Genomic DNA, 21,628 nt, shown 5'->3' with positions numbered 1-21,628 from the left:
TCCTCTGCCCCTGCTCCCCGTGTGCACAGTCCTGACCAGCTGCCAGCCCGCTCGCTCGCTCGCTCACTGGCTCAGCCCAGCGGCCACCGGCCAGCCGCTATTCGCCTGAAGCGGTCGAGAAAGCCGGGCGCCCATCAAAGGTATAGAGGTGCTCGGTCTGAATGAAGTCGAAACCAGCCTCGGCCAGACGATGCAGCAGAGCAATGACCTGCTGCGGACGTAGGGCCTGCCCATCGTCGGCCAGGAAACGACAGCGCCAATGATCGGTACAGAAGGTCTCGGGCAGCCCATTGGGCCAGACCTTCGCTCCCCGATTCGTAATCATCGTCAACTGCAGCCCATCGCCCTCCAGCCGCTTGATGGCGTCGCCCAACTGATCAGGGCCACCGCCGCGCCACTCCAGAAAGACATCCACCCCCACCAGATCCTTCTTCTCCAGCGGCTCCTGACTGAGGTGCTGAATGTTGGCCAGCTTCGGCGCCGCCGTGTAGTTCACCGCCTTGAGCGTCTGCGGCATCTGACCCAGACGCTCAATGATGGCCTGCGCAAACTCCTTCGTTCCAACCTTCTGCTTGCTGACTCCCTCGCTGTAGATGTCGTAGGTATGGATACCATCCTCTAGCGTGCGCAACCAGGCGTTGTGCACCCGCGTCGCCACCTCCGGCTGCCCGATATGCACGAGCATCAGCACCGCCCCCAGCAGCAGACCCGAGGGATTGGCCACGTTCTGACCAGCGCGCCGCGGCGCCGAGCCATGAATGGCCTCAAACATGGCACACTGGTCACCGATGTTGGCCGAGCCAGCCATGCCCACCGAACCAGCTATCTGGGCCGCCACATCCGAGAGAATATCACCGTACAGATTGGGCAGCACCACGACATCAAAAGCTTCCGGTGTATCCGCCAGCTTGGCCGAGCCAATGTCAACAATCCAGGTCTCGTTCTGGATGTCCGGATACTCGGCGGCCACCTTCTCAAAAATCTTGTGGAAGAGACCGTCCGTCTGCTTCATGATGTTGTCTTTGACGAAGCAGGTGACTTTCTTGCGGTTGTAGGCCCGCGCATACTCGAAGGCGTAGCGAATGATCTTCTCGCTGCCCGGACGGCTAATGAGCTTGAGGCTCTGCACCATGTCGTGCGTCTGCCGGTACTCGATGCCGGTGTAAAGGTCCTCTTCGTTCTCACGGATGATGACGACGTCCATCCCCGGATACTTGGTATCCACGAAAGGATAGTAGGCAACACAGGGACGCACATTGGCGTAGAGGCCGAACATCGTGCGAATGGTGACGTTCAGACTCTTGTAGCCCCCTCCTTGTGGCGTGGTAATGGGCGCTTTGAGAAAGACCTTGGTACGGCGCAGGGACTCCCAGGCGCTCGGCTCAATACCCGAGGGCACACCGCGCAAGTAGACCTTCTCTCCTACTTCGATCTCTTCAATGTCGATCCGCGCCCCAGCGGCCTTGATCACTTCCAGGGTGGCCGCCATGATCTCCGGGCCAATGCCATCCCCATACGCAACGGTAATGGGCGTATTCTGTGACATGGATCTTTGTACCTCTGTTGCGTCTCTAGTGGTGACTTGCGTTCTCTGGCTAACGAACCAGTGGGTTCTCAGTGGAGATTGCCACTTAAGTATAGCACACGACTAGCTCAACAGGACCAGCCTCTCCCCCGACTCGCTCCTGCGGCTGGGAATAAAGCGGCAGGCGTCGCTGGTTATCTTTAAACAAATGCAGCCCTATGATCTGATCATTGTTGGCGCCGGCCTGGTGGGGCTGGCAACGGCGCGCGAGTATGTGCGACGCCGTCCTGGCCTGCGCCTGCTCCTGCTGGAGAAAGAGCCACGCATCGCCGCCCACCAGTCGGGGCACAATAGCGGCGTGCTGCACACCGGTATCTACTATACCCCCGGCTCGTTGAAGGCCCGCGCCTGCGTGGCCGGCCATCGGGCCATGCTGGCCTTCTGCCGCGAGCATGGCATTCCGTTCCAGCTCTGCGGCAAGGTAATCGTGGCACTGACGGAGGAAGAGCTGCCACGCCTGCAGGCCCTCTATGAGCGCGGCCAGCGCAATGGGGTCCAGGGTCTGGAGCTAATCGGCCCCGAGCGCCTGCACGAGATCGAGCCAGCAGCAGCGGGACTAAAGGCTATCTATTCTCCTAATACAGGGATCGTCGATTTTACGCGCGTGGCCACCACCCTGGCCGCGGAGATCAGCGCGCACGGCGCGGAGCTGCGCCTGAGCTGCCAGGTGGTAGGTCTCTTGCCGCGCGCCGATGAAGTGGTGGTCCAGATCCGCACCCAGGCACCGGCAGCCTCGGGTCAGAGCAGCAGCCGGGAGGAAGAGCTGAGGGCGCGCGCCGTGATCACCTGCGCCGGCCTCTACTCCGATCGCCTGGCGCACCTGACCGGCGACGACGGCGGTCTGCGCATCGTGCCCTTCCGCGGTGACTACTATGTGCTGCGCCCCGAAAAGCGCCCGCTGGTGCGCGGCCTCATCTATCCCGTCCCCGACCCGCGCTTTCCTTTCCTGGGGGTCCACCTGACGCTGCGACCCAACGGCGAGGTCTGGGTCGGACCCAATGCCGTACTGGCCCTGGCACGCGAGGGCTATGATCGCTGGCAGCTTCACCCGCGGGAGCTGTGGGAGACCCTCAGCTACGCCGGCTTCTGGCGTCTGGCGCGGCGCTACTGGCGCATGGGCCTGGCCGAACTCTATCGTGACTACGTGAAGCGCGCCTATGTGCGCCAGGTCCAGCGCTATGTGCCGGCCCTCGAAGAGCGGGACCTGCTGCCGGGTCCGAGCGGTGTGCGGGCCCAGGCCCTGGCTCCCGATGGCAGCCTGGTTGATGACTTCGTGATCCGCCGCGGGCAGCGCGTGCTGCATGTGCAGAATGCACCATCGCCGGCAGCCACCTCTTCGCTGGTGATCGCCCAGATGATCGTCGACGAGGCCCAGGCTCAGTTTGCCCTCTAGCTCGCGCTCTTTCACGCCACCCGCAGCCTCCCTCATCAGCAAAGGCTCCCGATTGAGCCTGAGCCTGCATTGATCCCTGAAAAGACACGCTGGCCCGCGTTCTCCTGTATAGACATCGAGTACCGAAGAGATGCAGGAGGATCGTGATGATCACGCTCAATTCCTCAGAGCCGGCCTCGGCTTTCAGCGAACAGATCCAGCTTCAGACCGCTACTGATCAAGCGCCTGCGGACCTGCAAGTAGCAGCTTGTGAGCGTATGCTGGCAGCGCTCCAGGAGATAGAAAGCCAGCTTCTCCGCGTCGAACAACTCCTGCGCGCGGTCAACCTGCAGCTTGTCGAGGCACAGGCTGCCTGGCAGGGAGAGCTGGCCGCCATGAAAGGCAGGCTTCATTATCTCAGCGATGCGGGAGGAGGACCAGAGCGCCTTCACCCAGTCCGCACCTCACCTCTCACCGCTGATCCCCAGCCCGGCGTCAGCACCAGCGCCAACGCCAAAGGAGCTTCTCCGCCCGGGCCAGCCATTATCTCCCTGCAAACGCATCCCCGCTATCTGCCGTCCACTGAGGCTGGCTCGACCACTACCCTCCCGCCGCTCTACATCACCTGCTTCGGGCGCTTCACCGTCCGACGTCTGCACACCCAAGGGGCACTGATCCAGCTCTGTCGCAACAGCAAGGGACAGGCCATCTTGCGCTATCTCCTGGCTCAACCTCAGCAACAAGCCAGCATTGATATGCTGATGGCCGATCTCTGGCCAGATGAAGAACGCGAGACCAGTCGTCATAAGCTGCAAATCGCTGTCAGCGCCCTGCGCGCCTCCCTCAACGGCGAGCAGGTCCAGTCAGGCGGCGGCTATATCCTGTATAAAGAGCAGACGTACTTGCTGAATCCTGCCGCCAGCTTCATCACCGATGTCGCAGAGTTCCGGCGCCTCTTCGCCACGGGCCGCCAGGCCAACGATAGCGATGTCACCGCTCGCTGCTATGAACAGGCCTGCAAACTGTACAGTGGCCCCTTCCTGACAGAGGACCTCTATGCCGAATGGTCGTTTCTAACACGCGAGGAGCTGGCCCGGGCTCACCGCCAAATGAGTACCTGGCTGGCCGAGTACGCCCTGCAGCGCGGCGAAGCTGAGACCGCCCTGACCTGGGCCAGCCTCCTGCTGAAACTGGACCATTACGATGAAGAGGCCTACCGCAAGATAATGCGCGCTCATAGCCTCAGCGGCAGACGCAACGAGATGCTCCGCTGCTACCAGCAATGCTGCCAGACTCTGCGGGAAGAGCTGGGCCTCGAACCACTGCCCGAGACACGGCGTCTCTTTGAGCAATTGCTGGGAGCCGCAACCCCTTCCCCCCTGCCATAGCAGCAAGCAGACGTCATCATAGCAACCATCAGACAGGCCGGCCCCCGCCTGTCCACTCGCTCCTTCCCCCGTTTAGCTCAAGCGCTGGATAGCATTGCTGGCAGCAGCACAGACGAACATCGGGAAAAAGTTGCCTGGCTGCTGCCCCGCCGTTACGACATCGGAAGGCGCCGCTCCCACATGCGCCACCGGATGAAGCACCTCGGGATGATCCACCAGACTGACGTACCAGACCTCATTGGTAGGAGAGCGCTCGGGCACCAGGATGGCCGTTTGCAGGCTATTGGCCCAGTGCAGGAAGAAGAGAGGGGCCCCCTGACTACGGGCCAGCTGCGTGCGCGTACCGGTCGCCAGATCGAACCGGCTCAGGGTACCGCTGCCGTCCGGCTGCTGCTCGGTTACATAGAGCGTATGATGATCGGAAGCTAGCAGGACTCCGATGGGATGCTGCAAATCGGAGAGCACCGTTGTCACTGTTCCACTGTTCAGATCAACTTTGACTACACTGCCCAGCGGCCCGCTGTCGTTGTAGAGCGCCACATAGGCTACATTGCCATCAAGAGCGATTTGATGCGGCGCCGCCAAGCCGGAGGCCACGACGGTAGCTTGACTGCGATTGGCCCCGACCGCGAGATTGACACGGTAGAGATTGCCCCCGCGCTCGGTCAGGTAGAGCGTATGGCCATCAGACGCCACAGCCACATCTTCAAGCAGGCCGTAGCCAGTGCCCAGCACCGAGTAGGCTGGACTGCTCCCCGAGGCATTGGTCAGCAGCGAAACCTTGCCTCCATACTCGACGAAGAAGAGTCGATCACCGGAGTTGACGTATTGGGCGCCGATGGGAGCGGCGAGGCCCGTGACCACTGTTGTGACCGTCTGCGCCTGCGGTGGCGGGGGATTGGCCAGAGCAGTGGCCGTGGCATTGGCCTGGGCCGTCGCGGTGGCATTGGCCTGGGCCATCGCCGTCGCCTGGCTGCTATTCTGCGCCGCCGCGGTGGCATTGGCCTGGGCCGCCGCCGTCGCCTGGCTACTGACCGCCGCCACTGTGGCCGTGCTGGCTCCCGTCTGTACCAGGGCCGTCAGGGTGGCCGCCACATTGGGGGCGGGAGTAGAGACCGCCGTCCCCGGCTTGCCTGGCAGCGGCACCAGTCCCCGAGCCAGGGCCAGCGCCCCCCCAGCGATCAGGACCACCGCCAGCAGGGCCGGGATGACCCAGGGTGGCAGCAGCGCTTTGTTGACAAACTCGCCAGCGGCACTCTGGCTACGCTGCTCCCCAAGCGCTTTCAGATGCACCTGGAAGGGAATGCGCTCCTCCCGTCCTATCAGGCGCCGCCGTTCCTGCACGCTCAGCCCGACTCGCGCTTCCCGTCCGGTATCTAGCTCCAGCGGGTTCACCCGGAAAAGGTAGCGCAGTCGCTGCTCGTCATCTTCTCCCTCCAGCTGATAGCGGGCTGGCGCGTTGCCAGCATTGGTCACCGCCAGGGTGTAGGAGGCCCGGCCCCGGCCACTGGCGCGCCGTGGCTCCAGCCGTAGCATCTCCTCGCTGAAGGGCTGCACAGTCCAAATGCAGCTTGTCTGACTGTATTCCTGGGGCACCTCACGCGAGCGGGCCCGAATTAAGACATGGTATTGCCCGGCGCGATGCGAGGGACGACGCGCGACATTGACGGTCAGGGTGACTGTCTCTTGCATGCCGGGATTGAGCTGCACCTCTTGCCCGGCGCCATGCAGCCACTCGGCAGGAACGCCGTCGACCGTCGGCGTGAACCAGTCAACGGTGCTTCCCATGTTGGTCAGGGTAAGCTGGACGGTGGCCGTCTGACCCGGCACCAGCGTCAGGGTCTTGGGCGAGGCCACCAGGCCAATACGCTCCGAGACCAGCGAGGCCGGCCCCTGGCTGCTCGCTGTGTTCGCAATGGTGGGTGTGGCATAGTTGCCATAGGTGCTACTCCCCATGCCCGCAGGCCGGCTGGCACCAGGGAGGGGAGCCGGCCCTGCTCCTGAACGGATGAAGGTCGCTGGGGGACTGGCACCTTCCAGACGCAGCCAGAAGGGGCCAAGGCGGACCATCTGCCGCTCCTGCCAGACCTGGCTGACCTGCGGCATGAGACGCACCCCCTCTAGTAGGGTGCCGTTGCTCGATCCCAGATCCAGAACCCGCACCTCTTTGCCGTCCCAGGTGATGCGCAGGTGCTGGCGCGAGACCTGCTTCGAGAGCAGAACGATGTCGCTTCCTTCCTGCCGGCCTACGATGATGCCCGCCGGCCTGACTTCAACGACCTGCAGCGTCCGCCCGCTCTCATCGATGACGCGCACCCGAGGCACGTCGCTATAGCCCGGCATGGTGGATACGGTGGGCGGCGCCGGGAGCGCTGACGGCGAGGCCGGCGCATCCAGGGTGGTGCGCGTCTGCAGACTCGCTTGCTGCGGCCCAGGCCCCGAGGTTGCCGCTAAGGCCGAAGCCCCCTCTCCGCTCCCCCCCAGCACGTTCTGCAGGGCATTCGCCAGCGCTTGCCCCGTGGCAAAGCGCTCCTCGGGCTTCTTGGCCAGACAGCACATGACAATCTCTTCGAGGATGGAGGGTAGTTCAGGCCGCAGCTCGCGCAGACGCGGCGGCGTGGCGTTGACGTGCTTGTAGATGGCGTCGGCTACGCCGCTGATCTGAAAAGGCAGGGAGCCAGTGAGCATCTCGTACAGGACAACCCCGAGGGCATAGAGATCGCTGCGCCCATCAATAGTCTTGGCGCCAAGACATTGCTCGGGCGACATGTAGGCCAGCGTCCCCATCGGTGTGCCGGTGACTGTCTCAACCCCTCCTTCTACCAGACGCGCCAGCCCGAAATCGCTGATCTTGACGAGATAATGCTCACGCCCCGACCCAGAGCCAGCAAGATGCCGCAGCAGGAGATTGGCCGGCTTGATGTCGCGGTGCACCACCTGAAGGGCATGGGCCGCCGCTAACCCCTGCGCAATCTGGATGCCCAGCATGAGCACTTGCGGCAGCGGTAAACGCTTCTCACCCTGCCGCTTGAGCAGGCCACTGAGCGCCCCGTCGCCCATGTATTCCATGACCATATAGAGCAGGCCATGATCATCGCCGTAGTCGTAGATCTCGACAATGTTGGGATGGTGCAGGGCCGCCGCCGCTTTGGCCTCCTGCAGAAAGCGAGCACGAAAGTCTGAGCGCGCCGCAAAGCTGGGCAGCATGACCTTGATGGCCGCCGGGCGATCAAGCAGCTGATGCACGCCGCGAAAAACCTGGCCCATTCCTCCCGCCCCCAGCACCGCCTCGATCCGATACTGCCCGACGGTCCGGCCTATGTACTCTTCGTTCATCATGGGATGACCTCCAGTATGTACCCGGCATGCGCTGGCTTGTGTAACTGAATCAGCTCTTCCAGGAAGGCACGATCAACTAGCTCACCGCCCACCCCCGGGGCCAGCCTGACACGTACATGAAAGATAAATGGCTCTTCCGGCTTCTCAAAGATCTCAGGCTGTAGTCCAGTGCAGACTTCAATCATGCGTTTGAGTCCATAGAGGGTACCGCGCCAACTATACAGTTCCCAGGCTTCAGCCAGCAGACGCCGCTGACGCGCCTCCGGCCAGTGGGGATTGAGCGGAATGTCCAGCCAGCTCGCCAGCCAGGGCAGGAAGCGCGTCGGGCAGGTGCGCGCATCAAAGTACATCTCAATATGATCCTGGCGCTGCTCCAATGGCTCCCAGATGTCTTCAAAGATGTGGAGGAAACGCTGCAGAAAATCGCTCTCCTGGTAGATGTCGGGGAGATAGCGCAGATAGAGGCCACCGATACTCGGCCCGGGCGGCGTGCTCAGGGGAGTGACAGGCCGCGCTGCCTGCGCAGCGGCGGGACGCACTGTCGCACGCGGCGGCACGACTGGCGTTGGAGGCCGCGCCTCTGCTGCTCTCTTTTCTGCTTCAGCCGACCCGACTGCCAACGGCTCCGCCGTGGTCTTCGGAGGCTGCTCCTGCGCCGGTGTCGGCAGGCGTGGGGCCGTCCCCGCCTCCGCCTCATAGGTGAGCAGATAGGGACCAATCTGAAAGCTCGCCCCATCGCGCAGCAAGTAGGGCTGATGCGGCAGCAGGCGCTGCTGACCCACCAGGGTCCCGTTCGAGCTGCCCAGGTCTGTCAGAAGGCAGCCCTGGGGTGTCAGGCGCAGCTCAGCGTGGTGGCGCGAGATGATCTGATGATCAAGCATCAGATCGCTCTCCGGCCCCCGCCCAATGCGCAGCACCGGTGTCGTCAGGGGCACCGTCTTGATGATGTCGCCCTGCAGGCGGACAACAAGCTGTGGCGTGGCCATCTCTCTCAGCGCACCTTTATCTGATGTTGCCCGGAACAGATGAGACCGTGACGGGGAATCTGGACCGTCTGCTGATTCGCCGGCAGGGGCTTCTCCGCCGCTCCCGCTTCGCTAACGCTGATGACCAGATTCTCCACATACTCAACATGCTCAATACGCTGCAAAAGTCCGTATAGCTCGGAACGGTTGAGCGCGCGCCCGAAGGGCCAGCCGTTGCCGCGTGGTCCCCCGAGATAGGGATTGAGGTAGCGCCGCAGGGCCTCCAGGGCCTCTTGCTGGACCGCCTCGATCAGGGCGGGATCGCTGTGTTCCGCGACGCGCAGCTCGGCCTGAACTGAGACGCTCACATACTGGGGTGAATGGACCTCCAGGGCGGTGCCGAGCAGACGCCGGGGCTGGAGATAGGAGAGAACGGCGCTGCGCAGCTCGGCGGAGAGCGCCAACTGTTCCGGCACCAGGGGTCCTTCGGGTTGATCAACCTGGGGCAGGACGATGACAAAGACCTGCCCTGGACGCGGATCACCACGTCCGCCCGGCTGGGGGCCGGGGGCCAGACAGCGTGCGCGCGCTACCCCAGGCACCTGGCAGGCCAGATACTCGTAATCGTCGGCAGTCACGGCCCGAGTGCGTGCGCGCAGCTTCTGGGGCGCTCGCAGCCGGGCCTCCTCCAGGCTCTGGGCATCGCGCCCACCAACGGCGGCGGTCCGGTTGGTGACGTGGGCCACATAGGGGATCGAGGTCTTGAGGACCGTCAGGGTGCCACGCGCGACATTGCCGACCACGCCTCCCCCGTAGCGATAGCGCTTGAAGACCAGCAGGCTCCCTTTCTCAGGGACACGGCCAAAGCGGTAGACAGTGCCGTCGGGCTGCAGGAGGGCCGGCCCGAGCGTGAGCGTGCCGTCGAGCTTATCGAGGGTGAAATGGCGATCGTCAGGACCGGATTCGGCAAAGTCTTCGACCTCGTGCCAGATCTGGGGCTTGTCGCCCGGCGGCTCGCTGACCAGATATTCTTGTTGTGGATCGAGGGCCAGAATGGGGGTATGCTGGAGCTGAAAGACCTGGCCCGGGGTGCCATCGCTGACACCTAGCACTTCCTCTTTGGCAGTGATGGCATGGCGCGCATTGACGGTCCCCCCGCGAGCCTCGACGCGCAGCCGGCGTAGTACCGGCGAAACCTGATAGGACCCCGGTCCTCCTTGCGCCTCGGTCAGTCGGCAGCGCAGCCAGTAGCCGGTGACGCCTGCGAACTCAGAGCGTACCATCTCCGGCAGATGGAGGATGATCTCACCGGCTTCGTTGAAGCCGCCGGTGCCGTCGTATTCGAGCTCGCAATTCACCCAGCGCGCGGCCCGCCCTTGCCAGACCTGCCAGGTCAGCGGCGGCTTCGTCGGGTCGACGCCCGCCCCACCGGCGCGCTCGCAGTCCACGACCAGGGCCAGCAGGTGATTGCTCAGGTCGTTCTCAAAAGCCAGCAGAAAGGCATCGCCCGGGGCCGGCTTCTGCGGAAAAAGGGCAACACGCTTCTCGCGCCCGCGCACTCCCTCGGGCGGCAGGTTGTGGCGTAGCCAGTTGCTGCCCTGGCTGGCGTTGCGCGTGAAGGTGTCGATGAGCCGCGGTGGACGCACGGTCAGCGGCTGCTCCGTGGTGAAGATGATGGCCGGGCTGCTCTCGGTACGCACGGTGGCGACTTCGGTATCGGCGGGAATGGTGATCTCCGTCGGCTGCGCCGCGGACAGATAAAAGGTAATGGGCACGGTCGCCGCTCGCGGCGGCTCCAGCCGAATGCCGATCAGTTCCAGAAATTTGATATAGTTCTTGTCTGGTACCTGGTTGACGCGATAGAGCAGCATGTCGGTCATCCAGGCGAAGAGTTCGATCAGGGTCACGCCCGGGTCGCTGACGTTGTGGTCGGTCCACTCGCGGCAATAGTGGGGAATGAGCAGCTTGGCCTGATCAACGATGTCTTGAAAGTGGCGATCGTCTAGCTTTGGCGCAGGCAGCGGCATGATGGTTAGCCCTCCCTCTGGCCAGTGGTCCCCGCCGGCTCGCTCTCGCCCTCGCCCGGAATGCGGTAGAAGGGGAAGACAAGCGAGCGGCGGTCATGGGTGGCCTTGATTTCATAGCGGATGTCAATAAGCAGGCGCCCCGGTTCGGCAGGATCGGGACGCGCCTCCACGTTGAGGACGCTGATGCGCGGCTCCCACATGCCCAGAGCATCTTCTACATAGTAGGCGGCCAGGCCGCAGGTGGTGGCGTTGTTGGGCGCAAACAGCAGCTCGTGAATCTGGCAGCCGAATTCAGGCCGCATCACGCGCTGCCCCTTGGGCGTCAGCAGGATAATGCGGATGGCTTCCTCGATATCGCGCTCCTGCCGCGCCAGCGCGATGCGCCCGTGGGCATCGATGTGAATCGGGAACGCCCAGCCGGTTCCAAGAAAATCGCGCATAGTGCTCGTTCCTCTCTTTTCTTTGACCTTCTATCTGCCTGGTGCAGCTCTGCTCTGCCCTGCCCCACCCGCCGGTACCGGCGGCTCGTCACGGCCAGCGCTGCCTCTGCTGTCCCCCTAGCCGATGAGCACGGTGCCCGTGGCCACGACGGTCCCCACTGGCATATCAGCAGGATCGTTGCAGGTCATGGCGGTGTCTCCGCTGCGTGCCGCTGGCTTGCCATTGATCAGGACGGTGGCGCTGCCGTTGATGATGACCCCACGGTTGCTTGGAGGACGCTGGAAGGGGCCGCCCTGGGGAATGTGTGGCGGCATGTTGTCGGCGGTGCTGCCCTGGGTAGCCGCTGGCAGTCCCATAATCATGACATTCGGGCTGAGATTGCCGTTGATGATCCCAGCGAAAGGATGCGGCAGCGGCGTTGGCACCGCGCCCCCCGGCGAGGGAATGAGGACAATGTGGGTGTCAACAGCGGTGATCTGGTCGCCCTGCTTGGCCGCCGGCTGCCCCATGCTGGTCGTTCCTCCTCTTTTTTATTTGCTCTCTTCTCTGTTCCTCGCTTGCGCTGTCTTCAGGAAAACGCGCCAGTGCTTCACAATTTCGGCATGCTTTTGCCGGGGACAGGCAGCACTGCAGACGAGTACCTTTCCGCTCGCTTCTGCTCGCTCAGTTCAGATTAATCGTTGTACCTTTGACGGTGACGACGCCGGCGCCTCCATCGATGTTGACGCCCTGCCCTTTGAGCTGGACCTGCCCCTGGGCTTCCAGGGATAGGGAGCCTCGAGCTTTCAGGCTGATGTTGCCCTGGACGCTGATCTGCAGGCTGTTGGAGGCGGTGTCGATCTTGATACTGTTCCCCGCGCTATCGCTGATGGTGATGCCACCACCCCCTTCGCTATCGTCCAGGGTGATGAGGTGGCCAGTACGCGAGCGGAGGAGGCGCTTCTGGACGCGGCCCCCGCTGGCGGCCTGCGGCTCCGGCGGCCTGTCTTGACCGTTCCAGAGGCCGCCCAGGATGTAGGGGTGCTGGATGTCGCCCTCCAGGAAGCCGACCAGGACCTCATCGTTGACCTCGGGCAGGAACTGGATGCCACGCTGAGCGCCGCCCCCGGGGACAACGACACGGGCCCACCCGCTGGCATGCTCCTCCGAGAGGGAGGGATATTTGACTTTCACTCGTCCCCAGCCAGCGGGATCGTCATTGTCGGTGACGATGCCGATGACCAGGCCCATGCCCGTGGAGAGCGGTCCAGCGAGCGTGGCCGTTGGCAGGGCCTGGCGCGGATCAGCGCCGCCCAGCAGGTTCAGTACGGTTGCGGGCTGGTAGCCGCTGACGCTGAAGCGGGTGAGGTAGCCATGACGCGCGCTGTAGCTGTGCAGGGTGCTGGTGACGAAGTAGGTGCCGCTGAAGCGGGTGCCCACGGCTTTGATGCGCACGCTGACCCCTGCCACCAGGGCGGGCAGGCCAGCGCAGGCTCCTTCGGCTTCGATAAAGCGCCCGGCGGCTCGGTCGGCCACCGCCTGCGCCAGGCGATCCGCCTCGGCCTGGGTGCGCACCGACCCCGCGGCGACGAGCGCTTCCGCTGTCAGCTGGAATGCCTGCTGAACCAGCTCGCCCCCGCTTTGCTCTTGCCCAATCTGGGGCGCTCCCCGTCCGTTCTGCGCCTGGCTGACGACGGCTCGCCGCTGCGCAGGGTCCCAGCCGCGCACGGTGACTTTGCTGAACTGGCCAAGGGTGGTCAGGCGCGGCGCAAATTCGTGCAGGTTGACCCCCCATTCCAGTTCAAGCTGGCCCCCGCCGTTCTTGAGCGGCTCCACGTGGAGGGTCTTCCCCTGGACGTAGAGCAGGCAGCCCAGGGCCGCCGCTCTTCGCTGGAGAAACTCCAGGTTGCTCTCATTACTCTGCAAGATGTAGTCATGGACCTGGCCACCGACCCGGACTTGCGCCTGCAGCCCGGCCTCCGCCGCCAGTTTCCTGATCAGGTCCTCATCGCTGACGTTGACAAAGGAGCGCACCCGGCTTCCGCGCCCCAGACGGTGCAGGCGATCGAAGGCGCGAATGATCAGTTGCTGGTTGCTGGCGTCAAAGGATGGCTCAATCTCGACAATTTCACCATCGAAGAGTAGCTTCGATTGCCGTCCGCTGTGCGCTTCGATCTGTACGCTCTGGCCGGGCAGGAGGCTATTGTCATCGATCCAGTGCAGCCGTGTGTCGTGCAGGACGATGGTGGCGACGTCCGGCAGATGGAGGCTATTTTCGATGGTGACCTCCAGCAGGTCGCTCATGAAGTCCGGCGACACATCGGCGCCTCCAATTTTGATGGAGAGCAGGCTGAGCAGGTTTTCATTCTGTGGCATTGGGGATCTCCAGCAGCAGACCTGGCGTGAGCTGCCGCACACGGGTCAGGCGGTTGGCTTCGGCGATCAGGCGCCAGCGGTTGGGGTCGCCGTACTCTTTGTAGGCGATCCAGGCCAGGGTGTCGCCTTCGCAGACGCGCCAGACGCGCTCTCCCCCGACACCGCCCGACGTGGGGTTGGTCGCCGGGTAGTCGTCTTTGTCCTGCACTTGCTGAAAGGTGACGTCCAGGGTGGAGCGCACCGGCGTGCCATCGGGCAGGAAGAGGGTGAAACGCTCGCGGATGTTGGTGATGACAGCTTTGAAGCTCCAGACGGCCCCCCATTGGAAGCTGACGACCGGAGGCCGCCCTTTCTTATGTTTGGCGCCTCCTCCTCGACCTCCCAGCGGCCCAAGCGCCGGATCAACTTTCATCATGTTCCAGATTTTTTCGGTGTAGGCTTTGCGTACGTCTTTGGAGCCGCCTCCTTCGCCGTTGCTTTTGATGTTGGTATAGGTGTCAAAGAAGAGCTGCATCTGCAGCGTGGTGGGCTGGCCGCTGCCAAATTCCAGGCGGGCGATGTTGGTGCCCTTGCTCTCTTTGGCAGTCCACGAGTTCTGCTTGCTAAAGGTGTATTCCTTGGGATTAAACATGCATTCGACGCTGCTGCCGTGATCATGGTCGACGATGGTGGCCAGGGCCAGCGGGCTACTTTGCATGGCTGCACTCCTTCCTTGATCGCCTTGCTTCCTTTTTTATGAGAGCAGGCGGCGCTGCTCGGCGCTCAGGCGGCGCTTGAGCAGGGTATAGACCTGGCGCGCCAGGGCGTCGAGATCCGGCTCCGGTGGGCGAGCGGCTGGCATGGCTGACTGCCCTTCACCCTGGTCCCCAACAGGTGTGGCCAGGCTGCGCTCGACGCCGGCGCGGCTGCTGCCACTTTGCTCCTCCGGGAGAGCGCTCCCGTTGGCTGAGACAGGGAGCGGCTGGTTGGGGGTGAACGCCGGGGGCGGCGGTGCGAGCGGTGCCGAAGAAAGGCTTGCACCTGACGTCGTCTCGCTCGCGGGCGGGCTGCCGGAAGAAGCCGGCGCGGTCAGCCAGGCCGGTAGTGGCTCCCAGGGAGCCGGAAGATTGCCCCAGATGCCACGCTCGCCCTGGTTGGCATCCTCGCCCTCGGGTGTTCGACCCGCGTTGAGGGTGGACGGCTCCGTCGCGGTCATGGGCGCTGGCGGCACCGGTGAAGCGGTCACCGCGAAAGCCGTCCGTGCCTGCTGGCGGACGCGGCGCTCGACAGCAAGGGCTACCTGCTCTTCATCAGCGAGTGGGATGGCTGGGGCTGGTTCAGCAGGCTCTCCTGCTTCGGACATGGGCGCCGGGCGGATGACCGGCGGCAGGAAGCGCGGCCTGCGCCGGCGCATGATGTGCGTCAGCTCATGAGCCAGCAGGCCGAGGCCCTCTGGCGTGGTTTGCTCCTCCTGGGGAGCCAGCTCGATTGTGTCAGCATCGCTGAGCGCCTCCGCAGCGTGGGCTGCTGTGGCGCGAGCGGCCCGGGCATCGCGATAGAGCGCAACCTCCGCCAGGTCAATGCCCACGAGCGGCTTGAGGAAGCGGCGGGCGATGAGGGCCGGCGGCTCTGCGTTCCTGGGTCCTCCTGCTGGACTCGACGAGGAGCGTTGTGTCGCAGCAGCTGCTGCAGGCCGCTCCCTCTGGAGACCGGCAGTGAGCGGAAGGAGCGATGGCTGAGCGGGAGCCTGGGTGTTTGCCTGGAAGGCGCTGGCAGCGCCCGCTGGCCGGGCCGGTCCTGTCATGCGATCAGGTTCCTGGTCCGGCTCCGCGCCCTTAGCTGGTTGCCTCTGTGCTGGTTGCCTCTGTTCGCGTTGGGCCTGTTCCACCAGGCGCCTGAGCCAGCTCTGTGGCGAGCGTTCAGCCTCGTCCAGACGGGGCCGGAAGAGCTGAGCCGCCTCATTGGGCAGTTCCGGCGCTGCCGCCACCTCAGAGTCAGAGGTTGAACCAGGGGAGGCTGGCAGACTCTGGCTGATCCTGGCGAGGTCACTTTCGGGTGCATCCAGGGCAATAGTATCATAGGGTGTACTGGCTGCACCCAGCTCGATCACCCGCGCGTGGCCTACCGGAGGCGTCGCCGGCAGCGGCGGCGAGGTCAGAGGCCCGGCCTCCTGTCGCTGATTCTCGTCTGGCCTGGGCGGGGCTGCCAGCTCCTCCTCGTCGGTAGTGGCAGCCGCTCGGGGCTGGTTCTCCCCCGCAGCCGGCGCCGGTATTGTCTCTGTCGGATTCAGCTGCTCTGGAGGCCAAGGCCAGGGAGCGACAGACGCTTGCTCCCCTTCCTCTGGCAGGGGGGACGCTAGCGGTGGCGCCTCGCCGATGGGTTGCCGGGCGGCCAGCAGGCGTGGAGACCAGAGCGGCTGCCCTGTTGCCAGAGGCTGCTGAGGTCGGTCATCAGCGGCCAGGGCTGTCAGGCCGAGGGCGGCAGCCAGAGCGCGGTGCCGCTCCAGAGAGCGCCGCAGCGGCGAGGCCGGCCTGAGAGCGAGCAGCCGCTGGCGGCGGCGCAGAGCGGTCAGCAGCAGGTGTCGACGCACAATAGTCCTCCTCCGTCTCAGCCAGTCGGGCGCTGGTTCAGCCGAGGGTCACGCCCTCATGGGCCAGCTCCAGGGTCTCGATAGCCGCTGTATTGTCCGGCGCGCGCAACTGGGGGCCGACCCACTTCACCGGGTAGGCGTTCAGAAAATTCCAGCGCATCAGTTCGTTGCCCGCCACGTCATACATAACAACCGAGATATGGCGACGCTTGAGACGCCCGCTGGCCACATCGGCCAGCCAGCGATAGAACTCGTTGGAAGTGGTCAGGCCGCGCTTGAGCGTCAGATTGCTCACTTTGGTAAAGCCAGGCAGGCGATAGACAAAGCCGTTATTGCCGCCCTCCTGGTACTCCATGATGTCCATCTCGACCTGCAGGCCGCTGACCTCGGTAAAGACGCCCTGGGCCTGGCCCTCGAAGAGGACATAGAAGCGGCAACCCGGATAGGCTTCGGTGGCCATCAGCTCTTCACCTCCCGCGCCTCAGCGGATACCCTGGCCCCCGTTGTCCACGAGCCAGGGAGAGGCGTACCTCCTGAAGCAGCAAGTGATAGACTTTCTCTGCCAGTCGCTCGATGTTGATCGCGGCGCCGGCGTCCTCGCGCACCGGCAGGCCCGCAGTGCTGGCGCCGGTCGCCTCTCGATTAGGGGCTGGGAGATCCGTCATCAGGTTCACCACCTTCCGCCAGGTTGAGCGCGAAACGCAGGCCACAGCGGGGACACTGCGTCTCGAACAGCGTCGTGCCCACTTCGTTGATTTGGACATAGAGCCGCTGCAGATAGGCGAGATCGGCGGAAAAGAGTCCTTCGATCACACTCACATCGACGGGATAGAGGTCGCCCAGGCGCGTCACGACACGGCTGAGCACCAGGATCGTCAGGTAGGCCTCATTGGCGCGGACCCGCGCATCCTGCAGCGGCTCGATCTCATCGAGGGCGGTGGCCAGGCGCATCGTACCCTGACGATGGAGGTTCCCGCGCGCGTCGACGTAGCCGCAGGGCAAGGTAAAGGGAAACTCGGTCTGTAACATTGTTGACTTGGCTCCCCGAGTGTGCCACGGGGCCTTAGCTCACGCGCTCGTAGCCCTCGTGGGTGATCTCCAGTTCTTCGATGGCCACCTCGTTGTTGCTGGCGTTGGCACTGGGGCCGGTCAATTTGCTTGGCCAGGCGTTGACGAAGTTCCAGCGCGCCACTGGCTCGCCCTGCTGATTGTACATGGTGATGGTCCCGTTCTTGCGCGCCTCCTCGATCTTGCCCTGCTCGACGAGCTTGCGCCACTGCCACATGTCCATCGAGTCGGTAATGCCGCGCTTAAGGGTGATGTTGTTCCATTTGAGGCGGCCCGGCACCTTCTTGATGACGAACTCGCCGCGTGGCCCGCTGGCTTTGTATTCGACAACCTCGTTCTCGCTGCCCAGGCCGGTGCACTCGCGGAAGGCGCCGACGATCTGACCTTGAAATTCGACGCCAAACCATGATGAGACTAGCGGATCTTTCTCTGCCATGTGTTCCTCCTCCTTTGGTCTTCAATATGAGACACTGATGCGATCGATTGCTGCTGGGCGGATTGCTTGCTCAGGCGCCGCCACCCGCCCACTGGCGCAGACGGAAGACCACGAATTCGGCGGGTTTGACGGGGGCCAGGCCGATATCGATGAAGAGCATGCCGCGGTCGCGCACATCGGGTGGATTCAGCTCTTCGTCACACTTGACAAAGAAGGCTTCTTCGGGCGAACGGCCAAAGAGCATGCCATCGCGCCAGACGCCTGTGAGGAAGGCCGTGATGTCGCGTTTGACGCGCGCCCAGAGGTCGACATCGTTGGGTTCGAAGACCACCCATTGGGTGCCGCGCTCGATCGACTTTTCGATATAGTTGAAGAGGCGCCGCACGTTGATGTAGCGCCAGGCGGGGTCACTGCTGAGGGTGCGCGCGCCCCAGACGCGCAGGCCACGCCCGGTAAAGGAGCGGATACAGTTGACGCCGCTGGGATTGAGGGTATCTTGCTCGCCTTTGGTCACCTGGATAACGCCCTCCAGGGCGCCGCGGACGACCTCATTGGCGGGGGCTTTGTGGACGCCGCGCTCGTTGTCGCTGCGGGCGTAGATGCCGGCGATGTGGCCGGAGGGCGGCACGGCCAGGGGGCGGCCATCGGGGCCAGAGATCTTGATCCAGGGATAGTAGAGGGCGGCGAATTTGGAATCGTAGGCGGCCTCAGCCTCACGCCAGACCTTGACCTGCTGCGGTGTGAGGTCCGGCAGGGGGTCCAGCACAGCGATGCGGTCGCCCATGCGCTCGCAGTGGGCAATCATGGCCAGTTGCACGGCTTTGACGCCCTCACGAGTGATCAGGCCGGCCTGGTAGGCGGCCATCAGGTCGGGGCAGCAGACCATCGTGACGTCTTCGGCGACTTCCAGCCCTTCGAAGCCGCTGCGCTCGGCGGCGCTGCCGGCGAAGTGGTCGGGCTGGACCTGGGGCAGGGCGAGCTGGGCCGGCGCCCGCAGGACGTAGGTGCCTGGCTCGGGGGCCCGCTCTATGGCGCTGCCGCTGGTCTTCGGTTCGACCAGACGGATGAGCTGACTGAGCTGATTGACCGTCTCAACGGCGGTCTTGCTCCCGGCTCCTCCCCCGCTGCCAACGCTCAGGTTCTCGTAGATCTCTTCTTCTTCGCCCATCCGCACTTTGAGGGTGAAGAGGCCGCGATTGCCCGGCACCGCAGAAGTTGCGGGGGACGCGGCTTCTCCCTCTTTCTGCTGCTCGCCTTCAGCTGAGGCGGGAGCCGGCGGGGGCGGCAGGGTTTTGGTGGGCGGCAGCACTTCGATCTGGATGTCCTGCTGCGGCACGTTTTTGGGATGGACGATCAGCGAGGGCACGGCTTTGGAGGCGCGACTGGGCAGCAGCACTGGCGCGGGCTTATCCGTCTTGGTGCTGTTGTTGACCAGGCGCGTGACGTAGCAGCGCCCGCCGCCATTGAGGAAGTAGCCGTAGACGGCGTGCGAGAGGTAGGAGCCGGGCAGGTGGGGGTTGCGTACGCCTCCCTCTTCGAGGCTGCCGAAGGTGGCGACATACTGCGACCAGTTGGTGATGAGCACCGGTCGGTTAGCCGGCCCGGCAGGGGCAAAGCCGACAAAGGCCGCTGTGGCGGTCCCAACGCCTTCGATGGGCCGTGGCCCGCTGTCGACTTCCTGAATGTAGACGCCGGGTGAGAGATATTCGGGCATGGTCCCAGGTCCTCCTTGGCATGATTTATCAGGAATAGATGATCAGATCTGTTTGTACACAGAACAGCGCAGTGTCTTGAGTCAGGTTTCTAGCACAGGCAGGGCCTCCAGGACGATCTCGTAGGAGAGCACACCGGGCGCGCCCGGCTGGTCGGCAGCGGGAGCCACGTCGTTGCTTCCGTAGTCGATGGTCAGGCGCCGGGCCGGCCCTTCTGGCGGCGTGAGGCGTAGAACGGCTCGTCGCGGCGGCAGCTGGCTCAGGATGAAGCGCCCGCTTTCGTCAGTGATGCTCTCTTGGACCCGCCCTTCCAGAGCGACGCGCACGCCAGCCAGAGCTTCGCCCTGCTGGTTGCGTACCAGGCCGCCGAGCTGGATGGCGCTCTCAAGGGCCTGCCCCTCTCCCGGCGAGAGGCGACGATAGCGGGCAGTGCGCTGCAGAACGAGCGGGGCCTCTCCGACGGCTGCCAACTCCACGGGCACGGTGACGGTATAGGCCAGGGCTGGCCGCGGGGGACTGCCCAGGCCATTCCAGAGAGCAATGAGTGGTCCGGCATCGTCTTCCTGGGCCAGCCTGGTGACCAGCGGCACAGCCCCAGCCCGCAGTTCCTCGGGCAGCAGTTCCTCGGGGATCTGCGGGTAGCGCACGAGCGTGGTGAGTACGCGCCAGAGCAGTTGCTGCTCGTCTTCGATCTCGCTGCTGATGGCACTGACCATGTAGCGCAGGTCGAAGCGCCGCGGCAGGGGTCGGCGCTCGGCGCGCCCGTTGGTGGCGACGGTCTGATAGCTGCTCTGGCGGAGCTCGACGTTTTCCTGAATGGCGTAGAGGAAGAGGCTGATCGTCGGCTGCCAGAGGCGCTCGATGCGCTCTGGGGTTGGGGCCTCGAAGATGATCGCCACCTCTTGCTCGTTGATCTGGCCACGCTCGTAGAGCAGGCGTCGCAGGATGGTCTGCATGGTGAGCAACATGGCCCTTGATCCTCACTCACTTCAAGGCTGCGCCCAGGAGGGAGCCGCCGACGAGGCCTCCAAGTCCTCCAAAGAAGGCACCCACTGGGCCGCCGGCCAGAAAGCCACCGACTGCGCCCCCGATTCCTCCCAGCCAGGCCCCGAGCATTCCGTGTGGTGCGCCCTCACCGCGGCGCACCTTGTCAATATAGGGCTGCAGCGTGGAGAGGTCCTTGTAATCCTGGAGGGTGGCCGTGCCGTCCCGGGTGCGCCGCAAGGCCCGGTTATAGTCCTCGATCGCCTCGGCCTGCTGCTCAGGATTCCACTCCTCCCAGGGCGTCCCGGCCTGAATCGCCGCCCGCCAGTCATAGGCACCGCCGCGGCTCCCGCCTCCTATGGAGGCCCGGATCTGGGCGACCAGGCTCTCCGGGATGTAGGCCAGGCCACCGTGCTGGTATTGCCAGACATGCCCCATCTCATGGATGAGGATCAGTTTGCCTTCCGGAGTCAAATTGAGCGTATCGCCGTCGTAGTAGGCGTCCTCAAGATTGATGGTGTTGCCGACCGTGCGAGAGGCGCCCGAGGAGAGAATGCTATGCTTCGTAATTGTGATTGCCGAGTAATCGAGGCTATCGGCATAGATTTCGCGGGCATAGGCGATCTCATCGGGCGTGAGCGAGCGACGCTGCTGCGAGAGCCGGTCACCTGCGGCAGCCCCTCCTAGCAGGCCGGCCACGCCGCCGATCACTGCCCCCGCCGGGCCGCCGATGAAGAAGCCGCCGACCGCCCCCAGGACAGCCCCCCCAATTCCGCCGAGCACACTCCCCAGCCAGGAGCGCCGAATGACCTGCGCTGGGGCTGCCGTCGAGAGGCGGGCCGCAACAGGCTCTGTGAAGGGGGCCGCCGTGACCTGGGCCGCCACCTGCTCAGCCTCGCGCTCATAGTGATCGTCAACGGGTCCGACAACCAGGGGAGTTCCAGGCGCGATCTCGCCCGGCTGCTGTACAACGTGGCTCAATTCGTGTGCCAGCAAGCGCCGCCCTGCGTCCGTCTGCGGTGCGTAGGCCCCCGGGCCGAAAAAGATCTCCTGGCCAACGGTGTAGGCCCGCGCATTCAGAGCCTGCGCCGTCTGGGCAGCCTCAGCGTCGGTATGGATGCGCACCTGCCCGAAGTCGTGCCCAAAACGCGGCTCCATGAAGGCCCGCACCTCCTCCGGCAGCGGCTCCCCTGCCACAGGACCTGCCGTCGGGTTCGTCGTAGCGGTGAGGTGCTCCGGCATAGGTGCCAGGCGACTGATCTCGCCCTCCAGTGCGGCGTTCGTCGGCAGAGCCTGCCGCTTTCGCTCTCTGTTCACAGTCATCATGTACCTTTCTTTGACAGAGGAGACAGCCAAGACAGTCACATCTTCCTCCAACGCTGCTGTT

18 protein-coding genes are annotated in these 21,628 nt (G+C 64.3%); 2 read left to right on the top strand and 16 right to left on the bottom strand.

Going from position 1 to position 21,628, the window contains the following annotated elements:
• Positions 1–97: 97 nt before the first annotated feature.
• Positions 98–1,546, bottom strand: a complete 1,449-nt coding sequence (locus BGC09_RS03735) for an NADP-dependent isocitrate dehydrogenase (RefSeq protein WP_069802236.1) — start codon at positions 1,544–1,546, stop codon at positions 98–100.
• A gap of 187 nt (positions 1,547–1,733) precedes the next feature.
• On the opposite strand from BGC09_RS03735, the gene lhgD reads away from it, so the two are divergent.
• On the top strand, positions 1,734–2,978 hold the full coding sequence (lhgD, locus tag BGC09_RS03730; RefSeq protein WP_069802234.1) for an L-2-hydroxyglutarate dehydrogenase: 1,245 nt from the start codon (positions 1,734–1,736) through the stop codon (positions 2,976–2,978).
• A gap of 146 nt (positions 2,979–3,124) precedes the next feature.
• The gene (locus BGC09_RS03725; RefSeq protein ID WP_069802232.1) at positions 3,125–4,345 is read left to right on the top strand and encodes an AfsR/SARP family transcriptional regulator; all 1,221 of its coding nucleotides are present in this window, start codon (positions 3,125–3,127) and stop codon (positions 4,343–4,345) included.
• Between the two features lie 72 nt (positions 4,346–4,417).
• Here BGC09_RS03725 and BGC09_RS03720 read toward each other — a convergent pair whose 3' ends face one another.
• The 15 genes from BGC09_RS03720 to BGC09_RS23090 all read right to left on the bottom strand — a co-directional run bounded on the left by BGC09_RS03720 (position 4,418) and on the right by BGC09_RS23090 (position 21,567).
• Entirely contained in the window at positions 4,418–7,684 is a 3,267-nt protein-coding gene (locus BGC09_RS03720; RefSeq protein WP_084657907.1) for an FHA domain-containing serine/threonine-protein kinase, read from the bottom strand.
• On the bottom strand, positions 7,681–8,670 hold the full coding sequence (locus tag BGC09_RS03715) for an FHA domain-containing protein (protein ID WP_069802228.1): 990 nt from the start codon (positions 8,668–8,670) through the stop codon (positions 7,681–7,683). Before BGC09_RS03715 ends, BGC09_RS03720 begins: the two co-directional genes overlap by 4 nt.
• A gap of 5 nt (positions 8,671–8,675) precedes the next feature.
• Positions 8,676–10,676: a putative baseplate assembly protein gene (locus BGC09_RS03710; protein WP_069802226.1), complete on the bottom strand. Its 2,001-nt coding sequence runs from the start codon at positions 10,674–10,676 to the stop codon at positions 8,676–8,678.
• Positions 10,677–10,681: 5 nt separating this feature from the next.
• On the bottom strand, positions 10,682–11,116 hold the full coding sequence (locus BGC09_RS03705; RefSeq protein WP_069802224.1) for a GPW/gp25 family protein: 435 nt from the start codon (positions 11,114–11,116) through the stop codon (positions 10,682–10,684).
• Positions 11,117–11,233: 117 nt separating this feature from the next.
• On the bottom strand, positions 11,234–11,626 hold the full coding sequence (locus tag BGC09_RS03700) for a PAAR domain-containing protein (RefSeq protein WP_069802222.1): 393 nt from the start codon (positions 11,624–11,626) through the stop codon (positions 11,234–11,236).
• Positions 11,627–11,780: 154 nt separating this feature from the next.
• A complete protein-coding gene (locus BGC09_RS03695) occupies positions 11,781–13,472 on the bottom strand; it encodes a VgrG-related protein (RefSeq protein WP_069802220.1) in 1,692 nt (563 codons plus the stop codon).
• A complete protein-coding gene (locus tag BGC09_RS03690; RefSeq protein ID WP_069802217.1) occupies positions 13,459–14,169 on the bottom strand; it encodes a CIS tube protein in 711 nt (236 codons plus the stop codon). The genes BGC09_RS03695 and BGC09_RS03690 overlap by 14 nt, the downstream gene beginning before the upstream one ends.
• Positions 14,170–14,205: 36 nt before the next feature.
• The gene (locus tag BGC09_RS03685; protein WP_069802215.1) at positions 14,206–16,041 is read right to left on the bottom strand and encodes an eCIS core domain-containing protein; all 1,836 of its coding nucleotides are present in this window, start codon (positions 16,039–16,041) and stop codon (positions 14,206–14,208) included.
• Between the two features lie 37 nt (positions 16,042–16,078).
• Positions 16,079–16,501 (bottom strand): phage tail protein, encoded by a 423-nt coding sequence (locus BGC09_RS03680; RefSeq protein WP_069802213.1) that lies wholly within the window; start codon positions 16,499–16,501, stop codon positions 16,079–16,081.
• A 7-nt stretch (positions 16,502–16,508) separates the two neighbouring features.
• Positions 16,509–16,706 carry a hypothetical protein gene (locus BGC09_RS03675; protein WP_069802211.1) on the bottom strand — a complete coding sequence of 66 codons (198 nt, stop codon included), beginning with the start codon at positions 16,704–16,706 and terminating at the stop codon, positions 16,509–16,511.
• The gene (locus tag BGC09_RS03670) at positions 16,684–17,070 is read right to left on the bottom strand and encodes a hypothetical protein (RefSeq protein WP_069802209.1); all 387 of its coding nucleotides are present in this window, start codon (positions 17,068–17,070) and stop codon (positions 16,684–16,686) included. Before BGC09_RS03670 ends, BGC09_RS03675 begins: the two co-directional genes overlap by 23 nt.
• A 34-nt stretch (positions 17,071–17,104) precedes the next feature.
• The gene (locus BGC09_RS03665; protein ID WP_052890462.1) at positions 17,105–17,545 is read right to left on the bottom strand and encodes a phage tail protein; all 441 of its coding nucleotides are present in this window, start codon (positions 17,543–17,545) and stop codon (positions 17,105–17,107) included.
• Between the two features lie 70 nt (positions 17,546–17,615).
• Positions 17,616–19,259: a phage tail sheath family protein gene (locus BGC09_RS03660; RefSeq protein WP_069802207.1), complete on the bottom strand. Its 1,644-nt coding sequence runs from the start codon at positions 19,257–19,259 to the stop codon at positions 17,616–17,618.
• Between the two features lie 81 nt (positions 19,260–19,340).
• Positions 19,341–20,225 (bottom strand): Pvc16 family protein, encoded by an 885-nt coding sequence (locus tag BGC09_RS03655; protein ID WP_069802205.1) that lies wholly within the window; start codon positions 20,223–20,225, stop codon positions 19,341–19,343.
• Positions 20,226–20,241: 16 nt separating this feature from the next.
• Positions 20,242–21,567, bottom strand: coding sequence for an eCIS core domain-containing protein (locus BGC09_RS23090; protein ID WP_069802203.1), 1,326 nt, complete (start codon positions 21,565–21,567; stop codon positions 20,242–20,244).
• Between the last annotated feature and the right edge of the window lie 61 nt (positions 21,568–21,628).

Source organism: Thermogemmatispora onikobensis, from assembly GCF_001748285.1.
GTDB lineage: Bacteria > Chloroflexota > Ktedonobacteria > Ktedonobacterales > Ktedonobacteraceae > Thermogemmatispora > Thermogemmatispora onikobensis.
This window is presented reverse-complemented; position numbering and strand designations above follow the sequence as displayed.